Source organism: Streptomyces sp. NPDC059788, assembly GCF_042732265.1.
GTDB lineage: Bacteria > Actinomycetota > Actinomycetes > Streptomycetales > Streptomycetaceae > Streptomyces.
In genome coordinates this window covers 1-16,332 of the sequence record NZ_JBHWHY010000011.1, presented here as the reverse complement: position 1 = coordinate 16,332, position 16,332 = coordinate 1, and the positions used below count along the sequence as shown (strand labels likewise).

Here is a 16,332-nt window from a genome sequence, read left to right as displayed (position 1 = left end):
GAGCCTGTCACCAGCCGATCAGACCTCGAGGACCTGTCGCTTGTTGTAGGTGCCGCAGCTCGGGCACGCGATGTGCTGCTGCTTCGGCTCGTGGCAGCGCTCGCACGCCACCAGGGTGGGGACCGCAGCCTTCCACTGCGACCGGCGGTGGCGCGTGTTGCTGCGCGACATCTTCCGCTTCGGAACAGCCACGGCTACTTCTCCTGCTTCTCGTCGACGCCCGCTTCGGCGCCGCCCATGTTGTCCTTCTCGCCGTCCAGGTCGGTGGCGAGTCCCTGCAGTGCCGCCCAACGGATGTCGACGGCGTCGTGGTGGTGGTCCGGGTCGTCCGCGAGCCGCTCTCCGCACTGGGAGCACAGGCCCGGGCAGTCGTCCTGGCACACCGGCTGCATCGGCAGTGCGAGCACCACCGCATCACGCAGCACGGGTTCGAGGTCGAACAGGTCGTCCTCAAGGAAGAGAGTGTCCTCCTCTTCCTCGGCGTCGTCGCCGGGCTCCGCGGTGCGGGTCCTGGCGTCGGCGTCGGGGTAGGAGAACATCTCCTGGAAGTCCGCTACGAGCTCGCGCTCCAGCGGCTCCAGACACCTTACGCACTCCCCCTGGACCGATGCACGGGCGGTACCTGTGACAAGCACCCCGTCCATGACGGACTCCAGGCGGAATTCGAGTTCCACCGGCGCGCCCTCGGGCACTCCGATGACCTCGTTGCCGAGGTCCCGGGGGGCCTCGACGGTGCGGGAGAGCCGCTGCAGCGCACCGGGACGACGTCCCAGATCGCGCGTGTCGAACACGAGCGGGGAACGATGGTCGAGGCGGGCGTTGATGGCTTCCTGCTTTCTACGCTGACGTACGAGCCGCCCTGTCACCGGCAGGCAACCGGGCAGCAGTGATCGCGGACGTACACGCGACCGAAGAGCCAGGATACTGGAACGGTCCCGATAGGCCCAATCCGCTACTGCCGCCCCTCCTCGTACTGCCGCAGCCGGTCCAGATCGATCATGCTCGTGTCGAAGAGACTGGTCTCGTCGAGCGCGGCGGGCTGCGCCGCCCGCCCCTCGGGCGCCTGCCCGGGGAGCTGGGCCTGCTGGTGCGGGAGGTAGGCCGCGTTCGGGTCGTAGCCCTGCTGGTGCTGCTGGGCCTGCGGGTCCTGCCAGCCGTAGCCGTACGGGTCCTGCTGCGCGTACGAAGCCTGCTGGTAGCCGTAGGCGTCCTGCTGCTGGTAGCCCGGGTCTGTGTAGTAGTCCTGCTGGACCACGGGCTGTGCCTGGGGCGGCACGGTGGGCTGCGGCGGGGCCTGGGGCTGCGGCGGTACGGGGGCGGCCAGCTCGGCGAGGCCCGCGAGGTACTCGGCGTCGCCGGTGTGGCCCGCGTGGCGGCCGTCTTGCTGCACGGCCAGGCCGCCCAGCTCGTCCGTCGGGCGGACGCCCTGGAGCTTGAGCCGGCCGCGGCCGACCGCCTCCAGGGTCTTGGTCAGTACGGCCTCGAAGGCGCCGAATTTGGCGTCCACGTACCGGTCGGCGCGCTCCCTGAGGGCCTGCGGGTCGGCGGTGGGCTCGGGCGCCTGTACGCCGTCCTCGTCCTGGTGGCCGCCCTCGCCCGGCGCGCGGCCGAGCAGCTTCTCGCGGCCGCGGTCGACCGAGCCGATGGTCTTGGTGAGGACGACCTCGAAGTTGGCCAGTTTGCTGTCGACGTAGTCGTCGGCCTCGGCGCGGATCTCCTCGGCCTCCTGGCGGGCCTCGGCCAGGATGCGGTCGGCCTCGGCCTGGGACTGCCGGGCGACCTCGGTGTCGGAGATCAGCGAGCCGCGGTGGGCGTTGGCGGACTCGATGATCCGCTCCGCCTCGGCGCGGGCCTCCTCGACCAGCTGCTCACGGCCGCCGATCAGCTCCCGGGCCTCGGCCAGCGACCCCGGAAGGGCGGCGCGCACCTCCTCCAGCATGGCGAGCAGCTCGGCGCGGTTGACCACGCACGAGGCCGACATGGGCATGGACCGGGCGCTGCCGACGGTCCGGACGATCTCGTCGAGCTTCTTCTGCACGTCCACCTTGGACTCGCCACTCTCCGGGTCGGTACGACGGAACGGGGACGACTGTACGTCCACAGACCCCCGCACCGACACCTGCTGACCGGGCGTCAGCCGATCACTTGGCGCCGAGCCGCTCGGTCAGCTCCTCCAGGACGAAGGGCGGTACGAGGTGGGACACGTCGCCGCCCCAGGCCGCCACCTCCTTGACCAGGCTGGAGGAGAGGAAGCTGTAGGTGGGGCTGGTGGGGATGAAGAGGGTCTCGATGCCGGAGAGACCGTTGTTCATCTGGGCCATCTGCAGCTCGTAGTCGAAGTCGCTGACCGCCCGCAGCCCCTTGACGATGGCGGGAATGTCGCGCTGCTTGCAGAAGTCGACGAGCAGGCCGTGGAAGGACTCGACCTCGACGTTGCCGTACTCGGCGGTGGCCCGGCGGATCAGGTCGATCCGCTCGTCGACCGAGAACAGGCCCTTCTTGGCCTGGTTGATCATCACGGTGACGTGGACGACGTCGTAGAGCCTGGAGGCCCGGGCAATGATGTCCAGGTGCCCGTTGGTGATGGGGTCGAACGACCCCGGACAGACTGCGCGGCGCAACTGAGGTTCCTCGCTCTCCGGTCCGGTCATGACGCGTTGTCGCACGTCGAAGCGGCGCGACCGTACCAAAGCGTTCCCTCGCCGTAGCGCCGGGACCGAACGGCCTCGAACCCGGCAGGCCAGGGGAACGGACCGCCTCTGGTGCTCCGCTCCACGGTGACGAGTGCCTCCTCGGCGCACCAGCCCCGTCGGCGGAGTGTGAGGAGGATCTCCCCAAGATCGACGTCGGTGACGGCGTACGGCGGGTCGAGGAAGAGCACGTCGTACGGCTCGTCCGGGGCCGGCCCCGCGATCACCTGCTCGGCCTTGCCGGCGCGGACCTCGGCGCCCGGCAGGCCGACGGCGCGGGCGTTGTCGCGGATGGTGCGGACGGCGCGGGCGTCGGCCTCGACCAGCAGGACGTGCGCGGCGCCGCGGGACAGCGCCTCCAGGCCCACGGCGCCGGAGCCGCCGTACAGGTCGAGCACCCGGGCGCCGGACAGCGGGCCGTCCAGCGACTCCCAGGTGGAGAACAGGCCCTCGCGCGCCCGGTCGGAGGTCGGGCGGGTGCCGTTGCCGGGGGGCACGGCCAGGCGCCGGCCGCCGGCCGTGCCGGCGATCACGCGGGTCATGGGTCTCGGTCCTTCGCGCTGCGGGTGGGGCGGCCCGCCTGCGCGGGCCACGACCCCACGATATGGCGTCGGGCGGCGCGGGGCCGCGCCGCCCGGCCCCGGCCCCGCTCAGCCCTTGTCGAGGTACTGCTCGCGCTCGGCGTCCAGCAGGGCCTGGAGGGCGATGCGCAGCTCCGGATAGCCGGTCAGCTCGGGGTCGGCCGCGACCACGGAGGTGGCCTCCTCGCGGGCGGCCTCGATGACCTGCTCGTCCTCGATGACGGCGAGCATCCGCAGGGACGTACGGGCGCCGGACTGGGCCTGGCCGAGGACGTCGCCCTCCCGGCGCTGCTCCAGGTCGATACGGGACAGCTCGAAGCCGTCCAGGGTGCCGGCCACCGCGGCGAGCCGGGCCCGCGCGGGGCCGGCCTCGGGCATCTCGCTGACCAGCAGGCACAGGCCCGGGGCGGAGCCGCGGCCGACCCGGCCGCGCAGCTGGTGCAGCTGGGAGACGCCGAAGCGGTCCGCGTCCATGATCACCATGGCGGTGGCGTTGGGCACGTTCACCCCGACCTCGATGACGGTGGTCGCCACCAGGACGTCGGCCTCCCCGGCCGCGAACCGGCGCATCACCGCGTCCTTGTCGTCCGGGTGCATCCGGCCGTGCAGCACCTCGACGCGCAGCCCGGCGAGCGGGCCCTTCGTGAGCTGGTCGGCGACGTCCAGGACGGCGAGCGGGGGCCGCTTGTCCTCGCCCGCGGCGGCCTCCTCCTCGGCCTTCTTCTTGGCGCCCTTGGCCTTCGGCGCGTCCTCCTCGTCGCCGATGCGGGGGCAGACCACGTACGCCTGGTGGCCGTTCTCCACCTCCTCGCGGACCCGCTCCCAGGCGCGCGCGAGGAAGTGCGGCTTGTCCTTGGCGGGCACGACGTGGCTGGCGATCGGCGAGCGTCCGGCGGGGAGTTGGTCCAGTACGGAGGTCTCCAGGTCGCCGAAGACGGTCATCGCGACCGTACGGGGAATGGGGGTGGCCGTCATGACGAGCAGGTGCGGGGGCTGCTTGCCCTTGCCGCGCAGGGCGTCGCGCTGCTCGACGCCGAAGCGGTGCTGTTCGTCGACGACGACCAGGCCCAGGTCGTGGAACTGAACCTTGTCCTCGATCAGGGCGTGGGTGCCGATGACGATGCCGGCCTCGCCCGTGACGAGATCCAGCAGGGCCTGGCGGCGGGCGGGGGCGCCCATCGAGCCCGTCAGCAGCACGACCTTCGTACCGTGCTCGGCACCGCCCAGGAGGCCGCCTTCGGCCAGCTCCCCCATCATCTCCGTGATGGAGCGGTGGTGCTGCTGGGCGAGCACCTCGGTGGGGGCGAGCATCGCGGCCTGGCCGCCGGTGTCCACGACGGCGAGCATGGCGCGGAGGGCGACCAGGGTCTTCCCGGAACCCACCTCGCCTTGCAGAAGCCGGTGCATCGGATGCTCCGTCGCCAGGTCGTCGAAGATTTCGCGGCTGACCTTCCGCTGGCCTTCGGTGAGGGTGAAGGGGAGCTTGGCGTCGAAGGCGTCGAGCAGGCCGCCGGGGGTCAACGGGCGCGGGGCGGCGGGGAGTTGGGTCTCGGCCATGCGGCGGCGGGCCAGCGCGACCTGGAGGACGAAGGCCTCGTCCCACTTCAGCCGGGAGCGCGCGTCCTCGATGTCGGCCTTCGTGCGCGGGCGGTGGACCTTCTCCAGGGCGTCCGGCAGCGGCAGCAGCGCGCGGCCCGCGCGCAGGCTCTCCGGCAGCGGGTCGAGTGCCTCGCGGGCGCTGGGCAGCACCGCGTCGACCGCCTTGGCGATCTTCCAGGAGGCGATCTGCTGGCAGGCCGGGTAGATCGGCATGAGCCGGCCCGCGAAGGCGTCCACGGCCTCCTCGCCGCCCTCGCCGTCCAGCAGCGCGTATTCGGGGTGGGCCAGTTGCAGCTTGCGGTTGAAGACCGAGACCTTGCCCGCGAACATCGCGCGGCGGCCGGGCAGCAGGTCCTTGTGCGGTTTGTGGATGCCCTTGCCGAAGAAGACGAGCTGGAGCCGGCCGCTGCCGTCGGTGAGGGTCACCTCCAGGCGCTGGCCGCGGCCGTTGTTGAACTTCAGCACCCGGGCGTCCGCGACCTGTGCGACGACCGTGACGTGTTCGTCCAGCGGGAGGTCGGAGAGCCGGGTCAGCTCACCGCGCTCCGCGTATTTGCGCGGGTAGTGGTGCAGCAGGTCGCCAACCGTGTGCAGACCGAGATGCTCGGCCATCACCTTGGCGGTGGTGCCACCGAGAATCTTCTTCAGGGGTTCGTCGAGCGCGGACACGCAGACCATTGCACACCACGCCACTGACAACCGGCGGCAGGCCCCGGGAATCCGCCGGGGCGGTACGGATTTCCGCACCGCCTTCCCGGCCGTTATTCGACGCCGATGAGGAGCGGCGCGCCGCGCTGCCCGCCTTCGTAGACGACGGTGTCCACGGCCAGATAGCGCTCCCGTACGTGCCTTTCCAGGCGCTCGGCGACGGAATCGGGGAATTCCGCGCCCAGCACGAGCGTGACCATTTCCCCGCCCGCGGAAAGCATCCGGTCCAGTACGGTCGCCGCGGTCGTGGCCAGGTCCGAGCCGATCACCGCCACATCCCCGTCGATCATTCCGAGGACGTCCCCGGCCTGGCAGACCCCGGCCATCGTCCAGGACTGCCGTTCGGCGACGGCCAGCTCCGCGTAGCGGGTGGCGCCCGCGGCCGCGGTCATGGCCACCACGTCCTCGTCGAAGCTGCGGGCCGGCTCGTGCACGGCCAGCGCGGCGATGCCCTGGACGGCGGCGCGGGTGGGGATCAGCGCGACCCGTACGCCCTCGGTACGGGCCTGCTCGGCCGCTGCCGCCGCCGTGTGCCGCAGCTCGGGGTCGTTGGGCAGCAGCATCACCTCGCGGGCGTGCGCCTGCCGGATCGCCTGGACCAGCTCGCCGCTGGCGGGCGGCTCCCCGGGGCGCACGGTCACCGCGGTCACGCCGGCCTCGGCGCACAGCCCGGCGAGCCCGTCGCCCGGCACCACGGCCACCACAGCGCGCGCCGCCGGCTCCGGCTCGCGGCGGCGGGTGCCCCGGCCGCCGTCCGGCGCTCCGAAGTGGGTGATCCGGATGCGGTACGGGCGACCCGCCTCGATGCCCGCCTCGACGGCGGCGCCCGCGTCGTCCACGTGGACGTGCACGTTCCACAGCCCGTCGCCGCCGACGACCACCAGGGAGTCGCCGAGGCCGTCCAGCCGGGTGCGCAGCCGGGCCACGGCGGCGTCGTCGGCTTCGAGGAGGTAGATCACTTCGAAGGCGGGCCCGTCCGGGTCGCCGTGCGGTCCCTCCTGGTCCGGTGCGTCCCCCTGTACGGCCGGGCAGCCGCCGGGTACCGGGACGGGGGCGTCCGGGCGTACCGCGATCGCCGCCGTCGGCACCTCCCCGGACAGCGCACCGGCCAGCGCGCCCAGCAGCGCGACCAGGCCGCAGCCGCCCGCGTCCACGACCCCCGCCCGGCCCAGGACCGCCAGCTGTCCCGGCGTCGCGTCCAGGGCGGTACGCGCTCCTTCGTACGCGGCGCGCGCCACCGCAGCCGGGGTGCCGTCGGCCCGCTCCGCGGCCTGTGCGGCCACGGTGGCGACCGTGAGGACCGTGCCCTCCACGGGGTGCGCCACGGCTTCGTACGTCGACTCGGCCGCCCGCCGCAGGGCCCGCTTCAGTGCCGCCGCCGGACCGCCGGGCTCGGCCCCGTAACCGTCCCCCAGGATCTCCGCCATGCCGCGCAGCAGCTGGGCGAGGATCGTCCCGGAGTTGCCGCGCGCGCCTATCAGGGCCCCGTGCGCCATGGCGCCGACGGCGTCGGCCAGCCCGGGGGCGGTGCCCGAGGCGCCGTGCCCGTCGAAGGCGGCCTCGACCGCGCGGGCCGCGGACTCCACGGTCAGGTACAGGTTGGTGCCGGTGTCGCCGTCGGCCACCGGGTAGACGTTGATCGCGTCGATCCGCTCGCGCTCCCGGCCCAGGGCCTGGAGCGCCAGGGCGCACCAGGTGCGTACCGCATCGGCGTCGAGCGGGTGCGGCACCGTTCGTCCTCCTCGGCCAGCGGCCCGTCGCGGGCTCGGCTCGGTCATGCGATCCACCGCACAGTAGTCGCGCGGGGCCCGGCGGCCGGGGCGGGGGCCCGGGCGCTCATGGTAGTTTCGTTCTACGGGAGCGGTCGTTGTATGCTGCTCCGGTTGCCCGATGCGAATCGGGCCATTCCTCTCCTGGCGAATCGGGTCGGTTCAATGCACTCCGCTCGTCGGGATTCACCGTAAGTGCATCTGAAGTCTTTGGAGTGACCCGTGGCTGCCAACTGCGACGTCTGCGGCAAGGGGCCGGGCTTCGGCAAGAGCGTTTCCCACTCGCACCGCCGTACCAACCGTCGTTGGAACCCCAACATCCAGACGGTGCGCGCGGTCATCGGGCGCACGCCGAAGCGGCTCAACGTCTGCACCTCGTGCATCAAGGCCGGCAAGGTCTCGCGCTGACGTCCTAGTCGTAGCGCAGCCCGCCGGTTGCCTGAAAGCCGGTCCACCTCGGTGGGCCGGCTTTTTGCCGTACCCGGCGCGCGGTGCCCCGGGCAGTGGCGCACGGGGCACGGCGCCTGGCGCACCGGTGCGCCGGGCGTCCTACCCCCGCATCCGCCACCCGTGATCCACCGGCCCGATCCCCGCGCCCAGGCGGAAGCCGCCCGCGATGGCGCCGGTGACGTACTCCTTGGCCGCCGCCACGGCCTCCGGGACCGTGTCCCCGTGGGCGAGCCGGGCGGCGACGGCGCTGGCGAGCGTGCAGCCGGTGCCGTGGGTGTGCCGGTTGTCGTGCCGCCGGGCGCGCAGCCAGTGCACCTCGGTGCCGTCGGTGAGCAGGTCGGCGGCGTCGCCCTTCAGGTGGCCGCCCTTGATCAGCGCCCAGCGCGGTCCGAAGCCGAGGACCGCGGCGGCGGCGCGCGGCATGTCGGCCTCCTCCCGTACCCGTACGCCCGTGAGCTGGGCGACCTCGTCGAGGTTGGGGGTGGCGAGGGTGGCCGTGGGCAGCAGCTTGGTGCGCACGGCGTCCAGCGCGGAGGCCGCCAGCAGCGCGTCGCCGTGCTTGGAGACGCCGACCGGGTCGACGACGACCGGCGCGGACACCCCGGCGAGCAGGTCCGCGACCGTCTCGACCAGTTCCGGTGAGGAGAGCATCCCGGTCTTGACGGCCTGGACGCCGATGTCGTCCACGACGCTGCGGAACTGGGCCCGTACGGCCTCGGCGGGCAGCTCCCACGCGCCCTGCACGCCCAGTGAGTTCTGCGCGGTGACGGCGGTCAGCACGCTCATGCCGTGCGTGCCGAGCGCCAGCATCGTCTTCAGGTCGGCCTGGATGCCCGCGCCGCCGCCGGAGTCGGACCCGGCGACGGTCAGGACGCGTGGAGGTGTGCGCATACCGGCGAATCTACCGGGGGCCCCGCGCCGGGCCTTCCCGCGGTCCCTCAGGCGCCGGCGGGCTCGTCGTCCTGGTCCGCGCCGAAGTGGTCCCAGCCCGCGTGGGCCCACGGCGCCCCGTCCACCGTCACCTGCGGCAGCGCCGACGGGTGCAGCACCTCGCCGATCACCTTCCAGCGGGCGGGCAGCTTCACGTCCGGCGGGAACGTGGCCACGATGGCGTGGTCCTCGCCCCCGTTGAGCACCCACTGCATGGGGTCCACGCCGACGGCCGTACCGATGTCGGACATCTGCGAGGGGATGTCGATCTGGCCGGAGCGCAGGTCGATGCGGACCTTGCTGGCCTCGGCGATGTGGCCCAGGTCGGCGACCAGGCCGTCGCTGACGTCCGTCATGGCGGTGGCGCCGAGGCCGGCCGCCGCCGGGCCCGCGTGGTACGGCGGTTCGGGGCGGCGGTGGGCCTCGACGAAGGCGCGCGGGGAGCGGAAGCCGCGGGTGAGGACCGCGTAGCCGGCCGCCGACCAGCCGAGCCAGCCGGTGACGGCGACGACGTCGCCGGGCTGGGCACCGGATCGGGTGACCGGCTCCTGGTTGCGCAGGTCCCCCAGTGCGGTGATCGCGACGGTGATCGTGTCGCCGCGTACGACGTCGCCGCCGACCACGGCGGCGCCGGCCACCTGGCACTCGTCGCGCAGCCCGTCCATCAGCTCGGTCACCCAGGTCGCGGGCAGTTCGGCGGGCACGACCAGGCCGAGCAGGATGGCGGTGGGCACCGCGCCCATGGCGGCGATGTCGGCCAGGTTCTGGGCGGCGGCCTTGCGGCCCACGTCGTAGGCGGTGGACCAGTCGCGGCGGAAGTGCCGCCCTTCGAGGAGTACGTCGGTGCTGGCCACGACCCTGCGGTCCGGCGCGGTGACCACCGCGGCGTCGTCGCCCGGACCGATCCGTACGGCCGGGGTGGCGGTGAGCCGGGAGGTCAGCTCCCTGATCAGCCCGAACTCTCCCAGCTCGCCCACGGTGCCCTTCATGCTGCTGCCCTTCCGATGCGTACGGACGATCCGTACTGCGCTGCCGATCCGTACTCCACCACCGCGCGGCCGGCCCCCGCTCCCCCGGGGCGGCCGGTCCCCGCGCCGCGCGTCGCGTTCCCCGCGCGGGTCTCCCCGGCGCGCGCGCCGACGCGGTACCGTGGCGTCCCTTCTTCCCACATGATCCTCGAAGCCGCCCTGGAGGTCCCGTGGTACAGGCGTACATCCTGATCCAGACCGAGGTGGGCAAGGCGTCGGCCGTAGCGGAAGTGATCGCCAAGATTCCCGGCGTGATCCAGGCCGAGGATGTCACCGGGCCGTACGACGTGATCGTGCGGGCCCAGGCGGACACGGTCGACGAACTCGGCCGCATGGTGGTCGCCAAGGTCCAGCAGGTGGACGGCATCACCCGCACCCTGACCTGCCCGGTGGTCCATCTCTAGCTCCCCCGTATGCTCGGCCGGGTGATCTCCTCGTCGCGCCGGCTGCTGACTCCGGCCCTGCTCACCGTGGCGTTCGCCGCGGTGAGCTGCTCGTCCTCGGTCCCCACCGCCGCCCCCGCGCCGACGGGCGGCGCCGCGCGGCAGTGCCGGGCGCTCCAGAAGGAGTTGCCGCGGACCGTGGACGGGCTGGAGCGGGGCACCGCCGATCCGGTCTCGGACTTCACCGCCGTGTGGGGCGATCCGGCCGTCCGGCTGCGCTGCGGGGTGCCGAAGCCCGCCGTGCTGACGCCTGGAAGTGAACATTACAACCCTGGTGCGGACGCGGCGGAAGTCAACGGCGTCGAGTGGCTCTTCGAGAAGCAGGACGACGGCTACCGCTTCACGACCGTACTGCGCAAGACGTACGTCGAGGTGCGCGTGCCCGGGAAGTACACCCCCGAGGTCGATGTGCTCACCGACCTCGCCGGCGCCGTCAAGAAGACGGTGCCGGCCGGGGTCTGAGGACCGGGGCCGGCCGCCTCAGCGCAGCCCCGTGGCACGCCGCAGCGCCGCCCGGATCAGCCGGTCGATCAGCTCCGGGTAGCTCACGCCGCTCTTCTGCCACATCAGCGGGTACATCGAGATGGGGGTGAAGCCGGGCATCGTGTTGATCTCGTTGATCACGTACTCGCCGTTGTCCTGGAGGAAGAAGTCCACCCGGGCCAGGCCCTCGCAGGACAGCACCTCGAAGGCGCGTACGGCCAGCTCCTGGACCTCGGCGGTCTGCTCCGCGGTGAGCGGCGCGGGCACGATACCGGTGGCCGAGTCGATGTACTTGGCCTCGAAGTCGTAGAAGGTGTGGTCCGAGACCGGCGGGATCTCGGCCGGCAGGCTGCCGCGCGGCCCGTCCTCGAACTCCAGCACCCCGCACTCGATCTCGCGGCCGCTGAGCAGCGACTCCACCAGGATCTTCGGGTCGTGGCGGCGCGCCTCCTCGATGGCCTCGTCCAGCCCGGAGACGTCGTCGACCTTGGTGATGCCCATGGAGGAGCCGGCGCGGGCGGGCTTGACGAAGATCGGCCAGCCGTGTTCCCCGGCGAAGTCCACGATCCGCTGCCGGGCCGCCGCGCCCCGGTCGGGCCGCTCCCACTCGCGGGGGCGGACGACCTCGTACGGGCCGACCGGCAGCCCGTAGGAGGCGAACACCCGCTTCATGTACTCCTTGTCCATGCCGACGGCCGAGGCGAGCACGCCCGAGCCGACGTAGGGGACGCCGGTGAGCTCCAGGAGGCCCTGGATCGTGCCGTCCTCGCCGTACGGGCCGTGCAGGACGGGGAAGACGACGTCGACCTCGCCCAGCGACTTCGGGACCGAGCCGGGTTCGCCGTAGACGACCTCCCGGCTGGTCGGGTCCGTGGGGAGCTGGACGGCGCCCTCGGTGGACTCGGCCAGTTCCGCCACGCTCGGCAGCCGCCGGTCGGAGAAGACCATCCGCTCGGGGTCGTCGGCGGTCAGGGCCCAACGGCCGTCCGCGGTGATGCCGATGGGCAGCACGTCGTACTTCTCGCGGTCGATGGCGGCCAGCACGGCGCCCGCGGTCACCACGGAGACGGCGTGCTCGGAGCTGCGCCCACCGAACACGACGGCGACGCGAGGCTTCTGGGGAGGGGTCTCGATGCTCATATCGCGATGAGCGTACCTGCTGCCCCAGGTGGGGTCGGTCGGCGGCGTGCGCGGTCCGCGCGGCGCCCCGGGCACGGCCCGCCGCCGTCAGCGGCGCTCGGCCTTGGCGCTGCGCGACATCAGTTCCTTGAGGGCCACCAGCGGCGGCTTGCCCTCGTGGACGATGTCCACGACCGTCTCGGTGATCGGCATGTCGACGCCGTGCCGGCGGGCCAGATCGAGCACCGACTCGCAGGACTTGACGCCCTCCGCGGTCTGCTTGGTGACCGCGATGGTCTCCTCCAGCGACATACCGCGGCCGAGGTTGGCGCCGAAGGTGTTGTTGCGGGACAGCGGCGAGGAGCAGGTGGCGACCAGGTCGCCCATTCCGGCGAGGCCGGCGAAAGTGTGCGCGTCGGCGCCCATGGCCAGGCCCAGGCGGGTGGTCTCGGCGAGACCGCGGGTGATCAGGGAGGCCTTGGCGTTGTCGCCCAGGCCCATGCCGCCGGCGATGCCGACGGCCAGCGCGATGACGTTCTTGACCGCGCCGCCCAGCTCGGCACCGACCACGTCGGTGTTGGTGTACGGGCGGAAGTACGGGGTGTGGCAGGCGGCCTGGAAACGCCGGGCCACCGCCTCGTCCGCGCAGGCGACGACCGCGGCGGCGGGCTGCCGGGCGGCGATCTCCTTGGCGAGGTTGGGGCCGGTCAGCACCGCGACGCGCTCGGCCGGGGCCTTGGCAACCTCCTCGACGACCTCGCTCATCCGCTTGGCGGTGCCCAGTTCGACGCCCTTCATCAGGGAGACCAGGACGGTGTCGGCGGGCAGCAGCGGCGCCCACTCGGCGAGGTTGCCGCGCAGCGTCTGCGAGGGGACGGCCAGGACGGTGAAATCGGCGCCGTGCGCGGCCTCGGCCGGGTCGGTGGTGGCCCGTACGGACTCGGGCAGTTCCACGTCCGGCAGATAGTCGGGGTTGGTCCGGCCGCTGTTGATGGCGTCGACCAGACCCGCTCTACGGCCCCACAGGGTCACCTCGCAGCCCGCGTCGCCGAGCACCATCGCGAATGCGGTGCCCCAGGACCCCGTGCCGTAGACGGCGCAGCGCGTCACTTGCCTTCATCCTCCTGTGTCTTCGGTGCCTGGTCGTCCAGTTTCACGCCCTGCTCGTCCAGTTTGCGCGCCCGCTCGGCGGCCTGCTGCTCCCGGCGGGCCCGGCTGCGCCGGACGGCGTCCTTGCGGTGGTCGTACGGTTCGGCGGGCGCCGGCTCGCCGCGTACCTCGGCGAGCAGCTCGGTGACGGCGGCCATGACCTTGTCGGTGACCGCGCGCAGCACCTCGGCGGTCGGCTCCTTGCCGTAGAACTCGCTCAGGTCGACGGCCGGGCCCGCCTTGACCCGCAGCGTCTTCCGCGGGAGGAGCCGCAGCTTCTTCTCCTTGGCGTACGGCGGCATGACGGCGTTGGCGCCCCACTGGGCCACCGGGATGACGGGCGCCTTCGTGAGCAACGCCACCCGGGCGGCCCCGGTCTTGCCCTGCATGGGCCACATGTCCGGGTCGCGGGTGAGGGTGCCCTCGGGGTAGAAGGCGACACATTCGCCCTTGTTGATGGCGGCCACGGCGGCGCGGAAGGCCACCGCGGCGTCGGCGGATTCCCGGTAGACCGGGATCTGGCCGGTTCCGCGCATCATCAGGCCGACAAAGCCGCCCTTGAAGAGCCCGGACTTGGCGAGGAATCGCGGGACCCGTCCGGTGTTGTACTGGTAGTGCGCATACGAGAGCGGGTCCAGATACGAGTTGTGGTTGACCGCGGTGATAAAGCCGCCGTCGGCGGGAATGTGCTCCATTCCCTGCCAGTCCCGCTTGAACAGAACCAGGAGCGGCGGTTTGCAGATGACCGCGGCCAAGCGGTACCAGAAGCCGATTCTGCGGCGGGACACTGGGACACCCTCCTTGTGGGATCTGTGGGATCTGCTGAGCTGCTGCGACCCGGCAGCCGCACAAGTGTCGCCCCAGGTACCCGCTATGTCGAGAACACCGTAACCCCGCCGCTCACGGATGGCGGTGGCGGCAGGTGAGAATGAGGGCGATGCGAAGAGACGGAGCGGACGCGGGCTGGAGCCTGGTCGTCCCGTTGAAACCCCTGGTACGGGCGAAGAGCAGGCTGTCCCCGGCGGCGGGGGAGGCGCTCCGGCCCCAGTTGGCACTGGCGTTCGCGCTGGACACCGTGACGGCCGCGCTGGCCTGCGAAGACGTGCTGGATGTGGCGGTTGTCACGGACGATCCGGTGGCCGGGGAAGGGCTGGCGGCCCTGGGAGCGCGCGTCGTGGCGGACGTACCGGCCCGGGGACTCAACGCGGCGCTCGCGTACGGGGCGAGCCGGGTGCGCCGGCGGCGCGCCGCGGCGGCCGTGGCGGCGCTCAACGCGGATCTCCCGGCGTTGCGCCCGGCGGAACTGGGGCGGGTGCTGTCGGCCGCCGCCGCATTTCCCCGGGCATTTCTCGCGGATGCGGCGGAAATCGGGACGACGCTGCTGACCGCGGCCCCGGGGGTGGAATTGGCGCCTGCTTTCGGGGGGCCGTCCCGGGCGCGTCACCGGGAATCGGGCGCGCGGGAGATCATGCTGTCGGGCGCCGATTCCGTCCGCCGGGACGTGGATACCGGCGAGGATCTGCTGGCCGCGCTGGCCCTGGGCGTGGGGCGGCACACCGCCCGCTGCGTGCCGGGGGCGCGGGCGCGCGCCATCGCGGAAGGCGTCAGAACGTCTGGAGGGTGACGAGCACGATGCGGCGCCCGTCCGCTTCCTTGCCGTCGCCGGCCTCCCCCTCGACGTCGATACGGACCCGCTGGCCGGGCCGCAGCAGCCGCAGGCCGCCCGCGTCGAAGGCCGCCGTGCCGAAGGGCAGCGGCGTGCCGTCGTCGAGCAGCACGCTGCCGGAACGGGTCTGGGCATCGTAGGTGTACGCGGTGGCCTGCATGGCGACCAGCCTAGACGGCGGGCCCCCTGAACCGCGCCGCGCACCGGGCGCCGGGGCCGTGCCGCGCACGGGCGCCGGGCCGGGACACACCGCGGGCCGGGCTCCCCGAGGGGAGTCCGGCCCGACGCGTGGCGTCGCCGCTGCTGAATTACCGCTTGCGGGCGGTGGTCTTCTTGGCGGTGGTCTTGCGGGCCGTGGTCTTCTTGGCCGGGGCCTTCTTGGCCGTCGCCTTCTTCGCGGGCGCGGTCTTCTTGGCGGTGGCCTTCTTGGCGGTGGCCGTGGCCTTCTTGGCCGGGGTGGCCTTCTTGGCGGCGGTGGCGGTGGTCTTCTTCGCCGCCGCCTTCTTGGCCGTGGCGGTGGTCTTCTTCGCCGGGGTCGCCTTCTTCGCCGTGGCCGTCGTCTTCTTCGCCGGCGTGGCCTTCTTGGCGGCGGTGGCCGTGGTCTTCTTCGCCGTCGTCTTCTTGGCGGTGGCCTTCTTGGTGGCGGCCTTGGCCGTCGTACGGGTGGAAGAACCGCCCGAGAGGCTGCCCTTGGGAGCCTTCTTCACGGCCACGTCGTTCTTCGGGAGCTTCTTCGAGCCGCTGACCAGGTCCTTGAAGCCCTGACCCGCGCGGAAACGCGGCACCGAGGTCTTCTTGACCCGGACCCGCTCACCCGTCTGCGGGTTGCGGGCGTAGCGGGCCGGACGGTCCACCTTCTCGAACGAACCGAATCCGGTGACCGATACGCGGTCGCCGGAGACAACTGCACGGACGACTGCGTCCAGTACCGCGTCCACCGCGTCCGCGGCGTTCTGACGGCCGCCGAGCTTGTCGGCAATGGCTTCTACGAGCTGCGCCTTGTTCACGTCTTCCCCTTCGGAGACATTGCTGGAACGAAAGTGTTCAAGCCTTTTCGCACGTTAGGCAGATATATACCGCAAATCAAACACGAAACGGGCTAATCACCCTTGTGCCGCAACGAACTCGACCTTCACGGAGTTCCGTCGGCGTGCACGTCTTCGGGAAAGCGACCCTCGTCGAGGTCGTTCATGAACCACTCCAGACGCCTTGCCGCGTCCGCCAGATCGTGTTTCGCCGCCGCCGTGATGACGAGCAGCTTCCGGGTCAGCGCCATGCGTACGCCCTCCGGGACTTGCAGTGTCCGCACTCGTGTGTGTGCGTCCTTGAGTCGGTCGGCGACGAGACCGTAGAGCTTGAGTTGGTCGTCGCGTTCCATGCGCTAATTGTGCCATCTGCGGCGAGTTGTCGCTTCACGGGGCCTCAACAGCTGCCTTCACACGCCGATGCGCCCCCTGCCAACTAGCAAGGGGCGCATCGTACGCAATAAGGCTTTGAGCCAAAAAACCCGAGGTCAGACTACTACCGTACGCGGCTTGAACGACGGCCTGTTCGCCTCGTACCGGGCGATGGCCTCCTCCTCCCTGAGGGTGAGGCTGATGTCGTCCAGGCCTTCCAGCAGGCGCCAGCGCGCGTTTTCGTCGAGCTCGAATCCTGCGGTGATGCCGGGGGCACGGACCTGCCGGGCGACGAGGTCGACGGTGACCTGGGCCGCGGG

Annotated in this window: 19 protein-coding genes and 1 pseudogene; 4 read left to right on the top strand and 16 right to left on the bottom strand. The window is 72.1% G+C overall.

What is annotated here, in order from left to right; all coding sequences use genetic code 11:
• Positions 1-18: 18 nt before the first annotated feature.
• The 7 genes from rpmF to ACFV57_RS11940 all read right to left on the bottom strand — a co-directional run bounded on the left by rpmF (position 19) and on the right by ACFV57_RS11940 (position 7,308).
• Positions 19-192 (bottom strand): 50S ribosomal protein L32, encoded by a 174-nt coding sequence (gene rpmF, locus ACFV57_RS11970; protein ID WP_003951102.1) that lies wholly within the window; start codon positions 190-192, stop codon positions 19-21.
• A gap of 2 nt (positions 193-194) precedes the next feature.
• On the bottom strand, positions 195-824 hold the full coding sequence (locus ACFV57_RS11965) for a YceD family protein (protein WP_385229477.1): 630 nt from the start codon (positions 822-824) through the stop codon (positions 195-197).
• 128 nt (positions 825-952) lie between these two features.
• Positions 953-2,044, bottom strand: a complete 1,092-nt coding sequence (locus ACFV57_RS11960; protein ID WP_385229474.1) for a cell division initiation protein — start codon at positions 2,042-2,044, stop codon at positions 953-955.
• A gap of 97 nt (positions 2,045-2,141) precedes the next feature.
• Complete coding sequence (gene coaD, locus ACFV57_RS11955; protein WP_385229102.1) at positions 2,142-2,651, bottom strand: pantetheine-phosphate adenylyltransferase; 510 nt, start codon at positions 2,649-2,651, stop codon at positions 2,142-2,144.
• On the bottom strand, positions 2,648-3,232 hold the full coding sequence (gene rsmD, locus ACFV57_RS11950) for a 16S rRNA (guanine(966)-N(2))-methyltransferase RsmD (protein WP_385229099.1): 585 nt from the start codon (positions 3,230-3,232) through the stop codon (positions 2,648-2,650). The genes coaD and rsmD overlap by 4 nt, the downstream gene beginning before the upstream one ends.
• A 108-nt stretch (positions 3,233-3,340) precedes the next feature.
• Complete coding sequence (gene recG, locus ACFV57_RS11945; protein WP_385229096.1) at positions 3,341-5,548, bottom strand: ATP-dependent DNA helicase RecG; 2,208 nt, start codon at positions 5,546-5,548, stop codon at positions 3,341-3,343.
• Between the two features lie 83 nt (positions 5,549-5,631).
• Positions 5,632-7,308 (bottom strand): DAK2 domain-containing protein, encoded by a 1,677-nt coding sequence (locus ACFV57_RS11940; protein ID WP_385229093.1) that lies wholly within the window; start codon positions 7,306-7,308, stop codon positions 5,632-5,634.
• Between the two features lie 261 nt (positions 7,309-7,569).
• Here ACFV57_RS11940 and rpmB point away from each other — a divergent pair, with 261 nt between their 5' ends.
• Complete coding sequence (gene rpmB / locus ACFV57_RS11935; RefSeq protein ID WP_003984695.1) at positions 7,570-7,755, top strand: 50S ribosomal protein L28; 186 nt, start codon at positions 7,570-7,572, stop codon at positions 7,753-7,755.
• 141 nt (positions 7,756-7,896) lie between these two features.
• Here rpmB and thiD read toward each other — a convergent pair whose 3' ends face one another.
• The gene (thiD, locus tag ACFV57_RS11930) at positions 7,897-8,688 is read right to left on the bottom strand and encodes a bifunctional hydroxymethylpyrimidine kinase/phosphomethylpyrimidine kinase (protein ID WP_385229090.1); all 792 of its coding nucleotides are present in this window, start codon (positions 8,686-8,688) and stop codon (positions 7,897-7,899) included.
• Between the two features lie 47 nt (positions 8,689-8,735).
• Complete coding sequence (locus ACFV57_RS11925) at positions 8,736-9,716, bottom strand: thiamine-phosphate kinase (protein WP_385229087.1); 981 nt, start codon at positions 9,714-9,716, stop codon at positions 8,736-8,738.
• Positions 9,717-9,925: 209 nt separating this feature from the next.
• Here ACFV57_RS11925 and ACFV57_RS11920 point away from each other — a divergent pair, with 209 nt between their 5' ends.
• Positions 9,926-10,159 carry an Lrp/AsnC family transcriptional regulator gene (locus ACFV57_RS11920; protein ID WP_030018372.1) on the top strand — a complete coding sequence of 78 codons (234 nt, stop codon included), beginning with the start codon at positions 9,926-9,928 and terminating at the stop codon, positions 10,157-10,159.
• Between the two features lie 9 nt (positions 10,160-10,168).
• Positions 10,169-10,660, top strand: coding sequence for a DUF3515 domain-containing protein (locus ACFV57_RS11915; protein WP_385229084.1), 492 nt, complete (start codon positions 10,169-10,171; stop codon positions 10,658-10,660).
• An 18-nt stretch (positions 10,661-10,678) separates the two neighbouring features.
• Here ACFV57_RS11915 and ACFV57_RS11910 read toward each other — a convergent pair whose 3' ends face one another.
• The 3 genes from ACFV57_RS11910 to ACFV57_RS11900 form a co-directional block, all read right to left on the bottom strand.
• Positions 10,679-11,821 (bottom strand): D-alanine--D-alanine ligase family protein, encoded by a 1,143-nt coding sequence (locus ACFV57_RS11910; protein ID WP_385229081.1) that lies wholly within the window; start codon positions 11,819-11,821, stop codon positions 10,679-10,681.
• Between the two features lie 87 nt (positions 11,822-11,908).
• Positions 11,909-12,910, bottom strand: a complete 1,002-nt coding sequence (locus ACFV57_RS11905) for an NAD(P)H-dependent glycerol-3-phosphate dehydrogenase (RefSeq protein WP_385229078.1) — start codon at positions 12,908-12,910, stop codon at positions 11,909-11,911.
• A complete protein-coding gene (locus tag ACFV57_RS11900) occupies positions 12,907-13,737 on the bottom strand; it encodes a lysophospholipid acyltransferase family protein (RefSeq protein ID WP_385229075.1) in 831 nt (276 codons plus the stop codon). The genes ACFV57_RS11905 and ACFV57_RS11900 overlap by 4 nt, the downstream gene beginning before the upstream one ends.
• A 149-nt stretch (positions 13,738-13,886) precedes the next feature.
• Here ACFV57_RS11900 and cofC point away from each other — a divergent pair, with 149 nt between their 5' ends.
• Complete coding sequence (cofC, locus tag ACFV57_RS11895) at positions 13,887-14,573, top strand: 2-phospho-L-lactate guanylyltransferase (protein WP_385229072.1); 687 nt, start codon at positions 13,887-13,889, stop codon at positions 14,571-14,573.
• Here cofC and ACFV57_RS11890 read toward each other — a convergent pair.
• The 4 genes and pseudogenes from ACFV57_RS11890 to ACFV57_RS11875 all read right to left on the bottom strand — a co-directional run.
• Complete coding sequence (locus ACFV57_RS11890; protein WP_385229069.1) at positions 14,554-14,775, bottom strand: hypothetical protein; 222 nt, start codon at positions 14,773-14,775, stop codon at positions 14,554-14,556. The genes cofC and ACFV57_RS11890 overlap by 20 nt on opposite strands.
• 148 nt (positions 14,776-14,923) lie before the next feature.
• Positions 14,924-15,622, bottom strand: a complete 699-nt coding sequence (locus ACFV57_RS11885) for an HU family DNA-binding protein (protein ID WP_385229066.1) — start codon at positions 15,620-15,622, stop codon at positions 14,924-14,926.
• A gap of 125 nt (positions 15,623-15,747) precedes the next feature.
• The gene (locus ACFV57_RS11880) at positions 15,748-15,993 is read right to left on the bottom strand and encodes a hypothetical protein (RefSeq protein ID WP_360131275.1); all 246 of its coding nucleotides are present in this window, start codon (positions 15,991-15,993) and stop codon (positions 15,748-15,750) included.
• A 135-nt stretch (positions 15,994-16,128) separates the two neighbouring features.
• Positions 16,129-16,332, bottom strand: a pseudogene (locus ACFV57_RS11875) (3-isopropylmalate dehydratase small subunit); the annotation flags it as partial.